8 protein-coding genes are annotated in these 14,154 nt (G+C 57.5%); 7 read left to right on the top strand and 1 reads right to left on the bottom strand.

The window, feature by feature from the left end; translation table 11 throughout:
- From HYG81_RS42410 to HYG81_RS42430, 5 genes are all read left to right on the top strand, one after another.
- On the top strand, nt 1-1,165 hold a 1,165-nt coding region (locus HYG81_RS42410), incomplete at its 5' end, for a helix-hairpin-helix domain-containing protein (protein WP_340674454.1).
- Entirely contained in the window at nt 1,152-5,696 is a 4,545-nt protein-coding gene (locus HYG81_RS42415) for a type IV secretion system DNA-binding domain-containing protein (protein WP_226778409.1), read from the top strand. The genes HYG81_RS42410 and HYG81_RS42415, both read left to right, overlap by 14 nt.
- A gap of 57 nt (nt 5,697-5,753) precedes the next feature.
- Nucleotides 5,754-6,680 (top strand): bifunctional DNA primase/polymerase, encoded by a 927-nt coding sequence (locus tag HYG81_RS42420; RefSeq protein ID WP_226778410.1) that lies wholly within the window; start codon nt 5,754-5,756, stop codon nt 6,678-6,680.
- Complete coding sequence (locus HYG81_RS42425; protein ID WP_226778411.1) at nt 6,673-8,208, top strand: primase-associated protein; 1,536 nt, start codon at nt 6,673-6,675, stop codon at nt 8,206-8,208. The genes HYG81_RS42420 and HYG81_RS42425 overlap by 8 nt, the downstream gene beginning before the upstream one ends.
- A gap of 1,236 nt (nt 8,209-9,444) precedes the next feature.
- Entirely contained in the window at nt 9,445-10,002 is a 558-nt protein-coding gene (locus tag HYG81_RS42430; RefSeq protein WP_226778412.1) for a hypothetical protein, read from the top strand.
- A gap of 313 nt (nt 10,003-10,315) precedes the next feature.
- Here the strand turns inward: HYG81_RS42430 and HYG81_RS42435 are convergent, their stop codons facing one another.
- The gene (locus tag HYG81_RS42435; RefSeq protein WP_226778413.1) at nt 10,316-11,683 is read right to left on the bottom strand and encodes a flavin monoamine oxidase family protein; all 1,368 of its coding nucleotides are present in this window, start codon (nt 11,681-11,683) and stop codon (nt 10,316-10,318) included.
- Between the two features lie 456 nt (nt 11,684-12,139).
- Here HYG81_RS42435 and HYG81_RS42440 point away from each other — a divergent pair, with 456 nt between their 5' ends.
- Both HYG81_RS42440 and HYG81_RS42445 read left to right on the top strand, forming a co-directional pair.
- The gene (locus HYG81_RS42440) at nt 12,140-12,343 is read left to right on the top strand and encodes a hypothetical protein (RefSeq protein WP_226778414.1); all 204 of its coding nucleotides are present in this window, start codon (nt 12,140-12,142) and stop codon (nt 12,341-12,343) included.
- A 388-nt stretch (nt 12,344-12,731) separates the two neighbouring features.
- The gene (locus tag HYG81_RS42445; protein WP_226778415.1) at nt 12,732-13,613 is read left to right on the top strand and encodes a DNA-binding protein; all 882 of its coding nucleotides are present in this window, start codon (nt 12,732-12,734) and stop codon (nt 13,611-13,613) included.
- Nucleotides 13,614-14,154: the final 541 nt, after the last annotated feature.

The following is a 14,154-nucleotide window of genomic DNA, read 5'->3' on the forward strand; positions in this document are numbered from 1 at the left end:
GGCGTTCCAGAAGGGCGGCGAGAACGACAATCTGACCGGCCGGACGAACGTCGAACTCGACAACCGTTTAGTCGTCATCGACATGTCGATGTTTGCCGACACGGGGCAAGCACCACTGTTTATGCACGTGATGTTCGACTGGATCTACCAGCGAGCGGCCAGCGATCACGACCGCCGGACGCAGGTGACGATCGACGAGGCACACTACCTGTTGCGGCGGGAGGCGACGACAGACATGATCGATCTGTTCATCAGACACAGTCGTCATTTCAACACGGCAATCACGCTTATCTCCCAGACTGTCGATGAGTTCGTCGCCCAGTCGGACGGCCAGTCCAAGGAGGCCGCCGAGAAAGCGCGCAACGTATACAATCTCTGTGATATCAAGCAAATCTTTCACCACGAGTCGGTCAGCGACGAGATGATCGACTTTCACGACCTTAACCCTTCCGAGCAAACGTTCCTTACGACGGCCCAGACTGGCGAAGACGGGGGCTACTCGGAGTTTTTGCTTGGCGTCAATGAGTGGTCGAAACCACTTGCACTCCACGTGAACGACTACGAAGTCAGCGTCCTCGATGATGACCTTGATCCGTGGGAGTATCTCGTCGAGAACCGGTATATCGACGCCGACGACGCCAAATTCCTTGCCGCAGAGGACCGACTCGATGACTATGAGATTCCGGAGTCGTTGCTCGAGGAGGCGGATCTGGATGAGATTGACAAGGAGTCTGAGACCGACGAGGCAGTCGTCGAGCACGCCGATCGAGAGCGAGCTGATGTGAAGACCGAATACCACGAAAGAGACATTAGTGAGTGTGCTGAGGCCGGCCAAGGAGCGACAGCAGCTGCAGATGAGGGACCGGAGGAACCGCATGAGAAGAGAGCGGCGGATTCTCGTGCTGAAGCGACAGCGGATCAAGAAGACGATCTCACCACGATCACTGGAATCGGCGAGACGTACGCAGGGTATCTCGCCGAAGCGGGTGTCGAGACGGTTGGTGAGCTCGCTGTGGCAGATACCGAGTCACTTTCAGAGGAGATGTCGATCCCGCACACGTTGCTTGACGATTGGGTCGATGCTGCCAGCTCGATGTGTGAACCGGAGACCGCGAGTGGTGACGCTTCTTCGAGCACGGAGGTGACAACCGATGCAGACGACTGAGATAACCGAGAGTACCCCCGACGTCGACGCCGAATCCCTTGAATGGATCGTGGCAGAGGACGAGCAAGTGAAGCAGGTCTCCGACCTGGACGTGCAGTGGACTGGTACGCCACTGTTTCGAGGCGGATCTCGGACGTTTCTGGTCGCACTCGTTTTCATAGTGGTCGCGCTTGCTCTTGCGACCGAGAGCATCGCCGGGGTCACAACAGGACCGTCGCTCGTCGAGCTCGAGTCCTATACGCTCGCGGTGGAGGGAACCAGTATCGAAATCCCACTGTGGTGGCTGAGTGCTATTCCGTTCCTGGTTGGCCTGATAGGCATCGCGATCAGTGTGCGTCCGATTGTTCGGGCGCTTCGCACCACCTACGTCCTCACCTCGGAGAAACTCTACGTCCGCACGCGGGGGATTCGTGGCGATGGGTTCACGAAACTCCCGCTCGACCGTGTCGTCGACACCACTTTTCATCAGTCCTCCATCGGCCAGCTGTTGTCGTATGGAACCGTCACGTTCAGTACGTTCGACCACACGTCGCCCGAAATCCAGTGCTGGGCGATTGAGGACCCAATAGAGTTTCACGAACGAGTGCTCGAGCTTGAGGCGTCCACTAGCTCGCCGCTCGAGCGTAAACAAGAGTACATCCGAGTTGTGCCGTCGACGGGCGAGCGACCGCCACGGGAAGTTATCAACCAGATCCGTCCCTTGCACGACGTCCGACGAGGTGGGCTGTCGTGGTGGCAACAGCTCAACCCGCTTTCGGAGCCCGATCCGCTCACGTTCGAGTTTGTGATCTACAGCGACGGGACGGACTCTCCGATCGAATTTTACTACACATGCGAGCAACACCTGTCCACGCTCTACGATCGACTCAACTCGGCCTATCCCGACTCCGTGGAAATCGAGCGTGTGACTGTTGACTTTGCGGAGAAGCTCATCACTCCACAGCAGTACTCGTACGACGAGTTCGAAACCGCCCTCGAGAACGGCACTCTCCAGTGTACACCGGCTGAAGTCGAGGCGCTCGTTCGTGTCCGGGGCTCCAAACCGACGCTTGCTGACGGAGGAGCTACGACCATCGGCGAGCAGGTCGATCGAGACAAGACTACCGAAGAGAACACCAGTACGGAGGCGTCTGATTCTGAGGCTTCCGATTCCGAGTCTTATTCTCCTCCCAGCTCCGATTCCAGTCTCCTACTCGGCAAGCAACTCCCGAGCATCGACCTCGATGCACTCCGTGCGAAAGAGAAGGCAGAAAACCGCGATCCAGGGTCGCTTACGTTCGCCCTCGAGACGCCAGTTGACACTGGTGAGGGGGTACTCGCCCGGCCACATCCGGATGAAGTTGAACCGTACGGACTGCGGTGGACCGGCAGCGGAGACCCGTTGGCGGCAATCAAGAAATTCGATCAGAAAATGGGAGAAACTGATCGGTCGAAGGCGAGCTCACACGCGCCGTTGACCGTGCTAATCGATCATTTTGCAAGCACGGATCATCCAATCATTTTCCAGGCCGCGTTCGAAGGCGAGCCCGATCTGACGAAAGAGGGAGAATACCACATCGATGAAATCGAACAGGGGCGCGAGACGCTGTGGGGTGAAGCCGTCATAGCCCTTGAAGAGCTTCTACGCGGTCCAAAGAATAACGAGTCGTCTTTGTCGCGGTCAGAGTCACTCAGTGAATCTCGATCTGAGCGCATTACCGAGATCAAAAACGAAGACTGGGGACATACGTTCACGACCAACCTGCGGGTAGTGACTGTCCCCACGAACTCGTCTCTGAGCGACACATCCGAAATCGAACACGGCCTACGGAATCTGAGTACCGTGTTCGATCCGCTTGCCGGTGACTACTACAAACTCGAGAGCGAAACCCTCCACGAGAAAGGAGTTCTTGAGCGCAGTCGGCGAAAGCGGTCGCGACGCTGTTTTAATCGGTTTCTCGAGGGTGAGGTCGTCACTGGTGGGCGGGTAAGCCGCTCCGAACCCGACCTCCATCTCGATCCCGCCGAACTCTGCAACATGGTCATCGTCCCTAGTACCGAGCATTTGACTGATGAAGCAGTCAAAGAGACACACGCGAATCCCGAAAGCCGCACAGCTCTTCCCGGGTTGGACACCGCCCAACGCCGCCAGTACACCACGGGAATGGTCCTCGGTCAGGACGCTAACAGTGCCGTCGAGGGACCGCTTCGGTTACCGCCGAGCCGGCAAACACGCCACTGGTTGCTTTGTGGCGCGACTGGAAGCGGGAAGAGCCAAGTTACGTACCACATGTTGCGCTCGCTCGCCGAGACGACACCTGGGCCGAACGTCCTCTTCGACCCGAAAGGCGACAACATGTGTCAGAACTACCTGATGGCCCACTATAAGAAATTCGGGCACCTCGACGACGTGTACCACTTCCGCGTACCGGAGACGCTTCCTGCAATCTCGTTCTTCGATATTCGACCAGCGCTCGAGGGGAACGATCGCGAGACGGCAGTCAAGGAGAAAGTCGACCACTTCCACGAGCTGATGCGGATGATCATGGGAGCAGAGAAGTACGAACAGGCGTTCGTGGCGAACGAAGTTTTGACGTTCCTGATCCAGGCATTGTTCGATCCGAAACACGATGATGATGTCTTCGGGTTGGATGATCTCGTCGAGGCCGCAACGCGAATGCACCGTCATCAGGAGCTGCCGGAGGTTTCGGAGATCAATGCCGACATCCACGACTCACTCGCCGCCCAGTTCGCCAAGGACGAGAACCAGTTCGACACGACGATGGGGGCGGTGATGAACCGGCTGAACAAACTGAAAGAGGATCGCCACCTTCACTGGATGCTTCGACACAAACCCGGTCGCGAAGTCGAATCCACCGGAGACGATCTCTACGGCTTCCACCAGCAGGAGACCCACTTTGACTTCAGTGAGTTCCTCGAGGAAGATGTCACGATCCTGTTCGACCTGGGCGACCTGTCGTTACCAGCCCAGCGCGGGTTCACCACAGTCCTGTTGAGTAATCTGTGGCATTCAATCCAGCGACGGCGGCGGACGAACCCCGAGAACGTGGTCAACGTCATCATGGAAGAGGCTGCACCGTTCGTCGCGACCGAACTGGTCGCCGATCAACTGCTCCCCCAAGGCCGATCGTCGGGACTGAGCCTCGGCTTCATCATGCAGTATCCCGAGCAGGTCAAGAAGTTCCACAATGGGAACGGTGCGTACGAGGAACTGCTGACAGAGGTGCATACGAAACTGATTGGTGACATCTCGATGAAGAACCGGTTCGCGAAGACGTTCACGCACGACGAGTTGTCTGTGGAGGATGTCCGGAACCGGAACAACCGGATGGCAGCGGGCGAGTGGTTCACGAAACTCGTTTCCCCTGGGTTCGGTGAGGAGCGACCAGCGCCGTTGACTCTGCACTCGCCCCCGATCATAAGCGGGCATCCAGAAAGCGACGAGCCGTTGACGGCAGCCGAACAGCAGCAATTCGACGAAGAGCTTCTGCCGGAGGTGCTCGAGCGGACTGAGGACGAGTACGGGTTGTACGTACCGACCCACGAAGACGCGATGGAGTGGTCGAATTGGAGTGACACAGATCGGCGGGCTGGTGCGCCGCCGGCGCTGGACGAAGGTGAGAGTACAGAGATAATGGAGTCCGACGAAGAGAGTGAGGACGTAGAAGCTCAGCAGCCGCTCGATGAGATCAGCCTTGACGATGGGAGCGACAATCAGCACGATGATCGAGACGATAGCAGTAAAACGGAGACTACCGACGACGATCCAGTTGACGTTGCAAATGGAGCCGCCTTCTTCGATCCGTCTACGGACGAAGAGGAATGCCCAGTCTCGGACGATGAACTTCGGCGACGGGGGCTCTCTCGAGACGACGCGATCTTCCTCAAACGTGTCCTTGACGCGATGAACCGTGACCTCCCGCAGTACACGCTGTTGGAAGGGATGGGCGAATTACAAGAGGATCTTGATGGGGTTGACGTCGACGTGTTGATCGAACTCGGGCTGCTCGAGAAAGGGAAGGTGGACCGACGACCGTATTATACGGTGCTTCCGGATGGACGAGAGCTTCTCGGCGAGACAATCACCGCCCAACCGGGGATTGGAGATCTTGGAGAGAAGACGCCACACAAAGTCGGGGTCGAACTCCTGGTGCGCTGGCTCGAGACTCTCGAGGAGGTCGATCGAGTGGAGCGATACTATCAGCAGTCCTCGGAGACGATTTTCGACGCTGCCGCGTTCGACGTTGATGATGAACTTGTCTGGGTTGGCGAAGTGGAGATGACATCAAATAACGCGGAGGCAGTTGTGAGTGATTACGAGAAGATGGCTGCGGTCGACGCGGATGCCGTGTGGGCGTTCCCGTCACGTGACGACGCTGGCGAGATCGTGAATGTGCTCGCCGATGCAGAACGTCTTCCTGAGAATGTGAGCGGTCGAACAGCTAACTCATTTTCACTTCTCCAGGAGGCAGTCGAAGGATTTGAAGCCGATGGAATGGCGACGATCCACACCTTCAGGAAGCTGACTTAAACAAGGTGAAATAATGAAGGTTTATATGACATTCGCATTCACCGGTGGTAGACCCTTATGACCTGGCGACAGGCAACCCGTGGCGAGGTCTATGCGTACTATACCGAGGAGTTCCCCGAGTATGTAGACCAGTTGCCGCCGTTCATTACTCCAACGGCACCGAAAGAGTTCGGGATCAGCTTCCGCGAGCGCCATCCCATCCGGAAAGCGGAGCGCCCCGATCGCGACTTCATTCGACGGCCGACGTGGCGCACCGACTCAGATGGCGAGCCGATCGCACAGAACTTCAGCAACGTCGAAGAACTCGTCTCGTTCATTCAATCTCCCGCACGGTACGACCCGTTCCAGGGGAGTAAATACGCCTTGGCTGATCCCGATCTGCTCGAGAAGAGTGATCCGATTTCGGATGGCGTCTACTATGCGCTAGACAACTGGGACCGATCGTGGGTTCTCGCGGTCGATATCGATGCGAAAGACATCGCCACAGCACGCGCTGAACGCGAACTTGACGAGAATGACCTCGAGATCCAATCAACGGATGTGAGTCGTGACGACGCGTTGCTCGCCGAATCCGAGATTCGTGACGCCGATCCGAGGGGGTATCCCTACTCGTTCGAGGACATCGACCGTGCGATCGAGTACGGCTTCGAAACACGAGACCTCTTCATGGATGTGTTTGCTGCCGAGAAGACGATGGTCGTCTATTCCGGTCAAGGCGTCCACGTCTATCTGCTCGACAACGAGCTTGAGTACGGGTATGACGAGAAAAGCCGAGAAGTGCTCAACGATCTCTTGCTCGAGCGTTATGAGATCCCGATCGATCCCGTTGTGACTGCCGACCGAAGCCGTCTCCTTCGCGTGCCCTACTCGTTGCACGCAGAGGTCTGCCGTGTCGTCCAGCCGATCGAGAGCCCAGCGTTCGATCCCCGAACGGAAGCCCGACCACAGTTCCTTGAAACCGAGCGTGAACTTACCCATGATTGATCCACGAGAGACCGAGCGAGACGCCTACCTCGCTGCAGCGATCCCTACCAACTACACTGACAGAGAGATCGTTCAATTGTTCACCCGCGGGTACGACCGCTACGTCGTCGATAATACACCAGACCGAGAGACGCTGCTTTCGGATATCGAACGGTTCGGAACTGCTGCGTTCAAGAGCTCCCAGCGCAACCGTCCGCTCGAGTACCCGTTCGTCGACGAGCCCGCCACGCTCGTTTTGCTGGCCACTCTCAGTTCAATCTGCGTGAGCGAACAACCTCGCTTCGAGGACACGCCGCCTCGGCAGAACCAAGTCCTTCACAACATCCGCGAGCTGTTCGCGACTAACCTCCTCGCACTTGTGCATGAGTACGACGATCCAACGCTCTACCAAGAGATGGCTGAGGTCCTCTACGCGAAAGGCCCCAGTCAGGACGGTCCCCACCCGGGTCGCGTTTGTACGGACGTCAAACCGATGCCCGAATTCGACGAGGAGGTGACTGCCGATACCGAGTACGATCTCTACGTCGAGATCCCAATGGCGGCTGCCTCTCGAAAGTGCCTCGCTCGAGCATCCACCGAAGCGACGGGTGCCGACGAAACGGGCGAGATTCGAACGCAGGTCAAGGACAATCATCTCTACGTCCCGCTCGACCACCTCCATGACACTTATCGATCGTACGGCAAGCGGTGTTTTGGCCGGCTACAGGCAGTCCAAGAGGATGAACTCGGCGACCCACAACGCAAGTGGCTTCGAGAGCACGAAACTGCCATCACCGAGCGGACTGACTACGCCCTCGAGATCGGCCACTACGAGAAGGTGTGGAAAAACTGGGATCAAGGCGAGCAGATCGTCCGACTGCTCCGAAATGCTGTGCAAGCATCACCACACACTCAGATCGGTGAGTTTCATACTGCTCAGGAGTTGTCCGATGCTCTTGAGGTATACGAACCAGAAAACGAGAGTGAACGAGCCCAGCTTACACAGCTGTCGACCCCTCGAAGTGTAGGGAACTCGCTTGCAGATCACTCATCACATCGGTCGGTGACAGTCGATCGGAGTGACCGCATCAATACGTATCGGATCGACCACTCGGGCGGTGGATCGCGGCCACTCGAGATTACGGAACTTGAAGACCTGTTTGAACTGCCTTGTCTTGCTGCGATGGATGAGCGGCTCCAAGAGGAGAAACCGGTCCGAAAAGACCTCTTCAACCTCGTTCGGATGGTAATGTGGCTCCCGCAGTACCGCGAGAAATCCGTCGACGCGATCACCGATGAACTCAAAGACCTGTTCAGCCGGTGGCCATGGTTTGATCCAGAGATCTCTGCCTACCAGATCAAGTACGAAGCCCGACGGGGCGATCGTGGCATTGGCCCCGACGGGAACACACCCCTGCCGATGAATTGTAATAATGACGATATGCAACGGTACTGTATTGGCAAAGAGCAGTGTCCCTACTCAATTTATGGCAGCCTTCCATTCCCCGACGTCATGTACGACCAACTCGAGGAAACTGACCCCGTTTAATATAGCGACGAACTTCCCCGGATCCAACCCTCTCTTTAGCCCATTCATTTCACAACTATAAAGAAGATCTGAAAAACTGAATTTGGCGCTATTCTACTAAACCAATATAACATCTGAAATACATTAATTACAGTTACTATACAGGAGATAAAATACCGTTGCGCATTATCTGAGCCTTAGTGATGGAGAAATCAGCGGATAAGGGGTATTCTTCTAAGAATGTAATATCTAACTGCCCCTTTTGCCGTTCTTCAATTTGAACATTGAAATTCAGAATCGGCTGAGTTGGGTGGCTGAAACTCTCCGTTGCGCGTTTTTGACTTCCGTGCTTGAAATTTTCGCTCGTTGCGCGTATTGTTACGACCTTAGATATGCGCAACGGGAATTTAAAATAGTTTGAGCCCGCGAAACCGGTCGTGAATGACGATTTTTCGTCCAAAGGAATGGGGAGGTATGCAGAAACAGAGGTGTGCGCGACGGGGAATGAGACGTGGAGAGCCAGAGAGCAGGGTAGGTAAATACATCAGAATATGGAGAATTAGACAGGAGGTGTGTTATGACTCGAGAATGGAGGGATTGAGTTGGGTGTAGAACGGGTGGAAGGTAGGGGCAGTAACAAGGGGGTGGACGGAAGGGGAATGAGAGAGGAGTGAGAAGCATTTTTAGAACACGATCAGTGGGAGAGTGGAATGCGGTAGAGTGGTGGGAGAGGAAGGGTTCGAAGCGAGATAATAGATGTAAAAGAAAATTGAGAAGAGAGCAGAATGTGAGGGACCAATAGAGAAAGAAGAGAGGTGGGAGAAGTAGAGAGAGGATGGTGCTCGAGGTGAGAGGGGGAGAAAAGAGTGAAGGGCGGAGAACAGGGTAGAGTGTGGTGATCGGAGTGGAGAGGAGTGGGGCGGGAGACTGAAGATGAAGCTGAGGTATGGGGAGAAAGAGGAACGTACAGGTTAGGAGCCGGGGCGTGACAGGGGATGTGGAGAAGGACTCGAGGATAGAGCGGACCTGGAAGAGGTGGTGACGGATCGTAGGTTGTTCTCCTCAAGGAGCGGATAGTGGCCGTGGGCGAGGACGTCGACGGTGAGATTGGACTCGAGGCGGCGGTGAGTGAAGAGCAGCGGAGAAGACGTGAGATTGGACGATCGTGATGGTGGTGGACGTAGAGTGGCAGGGAGACATTAGACTAGGCGATCGCGAGGCGGTGTTGTTCGCCCACCTGAGAGTGATGAGCGGGATATGAGCTGGACAGATCAACACCAGACGGAAGACGCAGAGGACGACGACCAGACCCTGAGCGAGGAATTTGACGACTGGGTTCGAGAAGGAACAGCGCCAGGCGAGGAAGCTGAGCCCGAGGCAGACCAAGCTGATACCACAGCGGACGGAGCCGAGAGTTCAGCCGAGAATAGTGAGGTAAGCAGTGAGGGTGAGCAGGCCAAGGTTGCATCGATGAGTTCGAGTACTGTCTCGAGGCAGGGGGCAGATGACCCGCTGATGATGGACCAGTGCCCGCGGTGTGACGGTCGCGAGTTCGTCTCGAAGAAGCTCGTGTACGAGGAGTTCCACTACAGCGAAGCGGGTGAACTCGAGGGGCACCAGAACAAAGTTCGGGCAGAGTTCGAGTACACGTGTCTGGAGTGCCAGGAACGGTTCCACGAATTGCCGAGAGGTGTGCGATCGTACTACTCGGAAGTGGCGGTGCTGCGGCAGGATCTGCGGCGAGCGATACGGGTACAGCTACGAGCATGGGGCAGTTCGATGAGATCCTGGATCCGGAAACCGTACAGAAGGTAGGGAGTCGGTGCGGTTTGAGTGAGTGGGAGGATGGGAGTGGTGAGATGAGGTAAGTATGGAGGGAGGGACGACGGGCGGACCGCCCCGCACAGTACCGCCCTCCCACGATCACCCGCCCACCTCCAGGTTCCAGGCTGCTCGCTCGCTCTCTTCGAGCTCGCTGTGCTGCCGGGCTTCCCCCAGTGCAGGGTGCCATAAGTTCTTCTCAAAGATTGGTTTCACCCCATGCTCCAGTGAATCATCTGGTATGTAGGTGGGCGAACCTAACAAGGGTGTTTCTATCAGCCATCGGTAATATGCCGGCTAACCAGCATCACGTAAGCCGTTCGCTCACCTCACGTGCCGCTCGTTTGCCTGATTGAATGGCTCCGTCCATGTAGCCACACCACTGTGTCGCCGTTTCCGTCCCGGCCCAATAGATCCGCCCGACAGGTTCGCGGAGTACCTCGCCATATCCGGTCATCGTTCCCGGCGTCATGTTGCCAGCGTAACAGCCTGCCGACCACGGCTCATTCGTCCATGCTTGGTCCACGTACTCGAGTGGTTCAGCGGCCTGGACTCCAAAATACCGCGTGAAGTCCTCCAGCACGTTCTCACGACGCTCAGAAGCGTCTCGCTCACTCCACGTCCGCGCTTTGTTCGCTACGATGAAGCCGACTAAAGCCCCCATCGTACTGTCGGCGGGCGTATCATCGAAGATGAACCCGACTACTCCGTCATCTACGAGCACGAAGCCCGAATAGCCGTCGTTGCGCCAGAACGGCGCCTCGTAGGTCGCGACGCACTTGATTGCCGATCCCATCGGCATCCGCTGGGTGAGCGCATCCCGTCGGGCCGGAAGCGGGGGGTCGTACGTGATCCGTCCAGCGAGTGTCGGTGGGATAGCCACGATCACGTACGACCCGGCGTACGTCCCGCCATCAGCGTCAACGGCCACACCGTTGTCGTCTTGGGTGATGGCTCTGACGGGGGCTTCAAGGTAGACGGCCTCGCCCAATTCGTCGGCCAACAGTTGGGACAGTTGCTGGGCGCCATCCACGATGCGGCGTTCCTGTGCACCCCCTTCCACGCTAGTGATCGGTTCGACACCACCGGCGGCGTGGATATAAAAGAGGAAGTACAGGAACGACATGTCAGCTGGCTCCGTGGTGAATAGTGCCCGTAGAACCGTATCGAAGGCCGCTCGGGCGGCCTCTGTCTCGAGAGTTTCGGCTTTCCATGATTCGATGGTGATCGCGTCCCACTCCTCGGCGTTAGGCGCGTTGTACGGGGCGTCAAGCGGAATTTGCTCTCGGAGGGTCTCAATCTGCCCGAATGCGTCCATCAGCTCCGACAGGGATTCCGCCGGAAGCGCTTGAAGCGCCTCATCGTGTTCACTGACAGTCCCCTCTACTGCGAGTTGGCCGTTCCCGTCGTCGTATTGGCGGGCTGTTTCGAGGTTGAATTCCTCGATCAGTTCCTGCACGTGGTCCTGCGTGGGACCGATCCACTGTCCGCCAAGGTCGATGCGTTCGCCGTCGGCCAGTGTGTAATCGAGTGTTCGACCACCAACACGGTCGCGGGCTTCGAGGACCGTGACGTTGTGATCTTCGCTCATCAGCTTCCGAGCCGCTGTGAGTCCTGCGAGTCCAGCACCGACGATGACAGCGCCGGCGCAGTCTTGGTTGCCCTGGGCAGTCATCTTACGGTTCCCATTGTGGGTGTGGACATAATTTGCCGAGGTTGTCAATTGATACCATTCCACAAGGAGCGTTCGACGTAACCAGTATTAAATCAGTATCGTGTTCAGGCGCCCGTTGTACTGAACTCTGTATTCAGCTCGCTGTTCTTGACAATTATCGGTGAGTTCGATTGCTGCTCCGTTACCTACTTCGCCTGTACGTAACACTCGTCGGGTCAACGCAACTGGTACGCGAACTGTTCTATGACACCCTTCCAGTGTGTCAGGTTGGCTCCTCTCGGTCGGTGGTCGTGGGTCTCGATCGAGATGGAGACCAGGTGGTGAACGGACCACTCGAGAAGGCAGTATACGCGGGATGGGAGGACATTGGTACGTTGGTGGAGACGAAGACGATGTTGCGGGAGTGCGGATAGACGTGTGAATTGCTCGGAGCGCATAGGGCAGAGTGGGGTTGATGTGAAGGTGACGCTCGAGGATAGGAGATGGCTCGAGAAGAGAGGAAGAGAGGAGTACACTCCCACCGAAAACCCTCGGCCGCTCGGCATCCCGCGCCTCGCTGCGCGCCTCACTCCCTCGCTGTGCTCGGTCGTTGCGGTGCTTACGTCGGCGGGGGACGACCGAGACGTCCTCGCCCTTTCGAAGCCCACCAGGCTGAGCTGAAGGCGGGGATGCTGTAGCTGCCCCTCGACTGGTGTGTGGTTACGGCACGCCCCGCTCGCCTTCCCTCCCTCTGCATCGCTCGCGACCGACCATTCCGGGCTGCTCGCTCCCGGTGGTCGCTGTGCTGCCGGGCTCTGGTTTCGACGCCAGCGGGTAACCGCGAGGGGTTGTGCGGCGTAGCTGCTCACCCCCCACGGTTACTCCGCTGGACGCTCGCATCGGTCGTCTCGGCGCGCGGTGCTGGCTGGTGAGGGTGAGTGTCCCGCTCTACTCGCGCCTCAGGGGACCTGAAGGCGCGAGCGAGAGCGGTTGCAGGAGACGAGCACAGTTGGGACTCAGAGAAGTTGAAGGTGAAGACGCGTTGGAAAGCGCCTTCGGGTTAATTGCAATGAGTTCTACGAACTTCCGAGATGATAAAACTTCGGCTGAATCGAGTGTCAACCAGGATGCGGCGGCGGAGAAGACGGACGTAGGCGTGGCGGTGGAAGACGAGTTCGTGGAGTATGCCGTGGACGAGACGCCGGAGTTCGCGGCGTCGGTCGATCAGGAGATCAACACGAAAGTCGAGACGAACCATCCGGAGACGGTGGTTGGACGCGAGGAGAACGAGTTCGGACACCTGCCACTGGCACAGGAAGAGCGGATTCGGGCTCGAGAGGAGGAGCTCGAGTTGATCAGCGCAAAAGCGACGTTCGGAACGCAGGAGGGACGAGAGAAGCGGACGCGAGAGGTCGTGGTCGAGCAGCGCCGAGAGCGGCGGGTCGAACGGGTGGACCCCCGTTCGGAGCTGGAGCAAGAGCAGTTGGCGGAGGTCAACACACAATCGGTGCGAATCACGGAGACGGTGCGTGGGGGTCCAAGCCGGGCGGCAGTGAGCCGTGGACTGGCGGAGAAGGTGACCGACGGGACGTCGCTGATCGACGCAACCCTCGCGGAGATGGATGAAGTGAAGGCCGAGTCGGGCACGATCGTCGATATCGCAGACGTGCCGGAGGTGGAGGCAGGCGAGGTAGACGTGGAAGGCGAGATCATCAAATTGTGGGAGCCCTCGAAGTCGTCGATCAGCCAGGTTGGGCTGATCGCAGATGAGACCGAGAAGATGAAGGTCACGATCTGGGAGAACTCCTACCAGCCAACAGTGAGCGAGGGAGAGACGGTGCGAATCAGGAACGCGGCGAAGAACTGGCACAACGAGCGATGCAATCTGGCCGTGACCGGCTGGAGCCGCCTCGAGTTCCCCGAACGCGGGCGGTGGTGGACCCAGGAATAGCATAGCTTTCCCTCTTTTTTGTGTGTCCGACCACACGCTCGCTTCGCTCGCGTCCTCCCCACCCTCCTCGCTTTGCTCCCTGTGGTCGCATCGCTCGTCCCTCGCACGTTCTGCGCGCTTCACGCGCATTCATCGCGCGCCACCGCTGCCACGGCTCAGAGAGCATCACAGAGCCGTCCAGTCGCCGCATCTACAGCAGCAGAGAAGGCAGAGACGAGACTGCTCGAGTGACTGCTCAGTTCGACGCGATTGTGGCGTTGTTCGCCCCTCACGAGAGGGCTCAGAGGTGACGGTGCCAGACAGCGAGCAAGAGTCGATTGTTGTTGAGTTTGCTCTGTTGAATAGGGGTACGGCGTCGGGGGAGGTGTGCGACAGCCACGAACGAGAGGTCGAAGGATAATATCTTAGAAATCACGCTTCATTCTTGCCCCAAGCCAGATAGGTACGCTATCCACAGTTGCTAAACGAACCACAGGGTGTCATAGAAAAGTTTCCATACCCTCTCTCTGTGACTATCCGACAAACGGTAAGTACAGACGAA

Source organism: Natrinema zhouii, from assembly GCF_013456555.2.
GTDB lineage: Archaea > Halobacteriota > Halobacteria > Halobacteriales > Natrialbaceae > Natrinema > Natrinema zhouii.

Bases quoted from the DNA above. Each gene is read 5' to 3' on its own strand.
- HYG81_RS42430 (WP_226778412.1), top strand. From the start codon at position 9,445: ATGAGCTGGACAGATCAACACCAGACGGAAGACGCAGAGGACGACGAC.
- HYG81_RS42445 (WP_226778415.1), top strand. From the start codon at position 12,732: ATGAGTTCTACGAACTTCCGAGATGATAAAACTTCGGCTGAATCGAGT.
- HYG81_RS42425 (WP_226778411.1), top strand. From the start codon at position 6,673: ATGATTGATCCACGAGAGACCGAGCGAGACGCCTACCTCGCTGCAGCG.
- HYG81_RS42415 (WP_226778409.1), top strand. From the start codon at position 1,152: ATGCAGACGACTGAGATAACCGAGAGTACCCCCGACGTCGACGCCGAA.
- HYG81_RS42435 (WP_226778413.1), bottom strand. From the start codon at position 11,683: ATGACTGCCCAGGGCAACCAAGACTGCGCCGGCGCTGTCATCGTCGGT.
- HYG81_RS42420 (WP_226778410.1), top strand. From the start codon at position 5,754: ATGACCTGGCGACAGGCAACCCGTGGCGAGGTCTATGCGTACTATACC.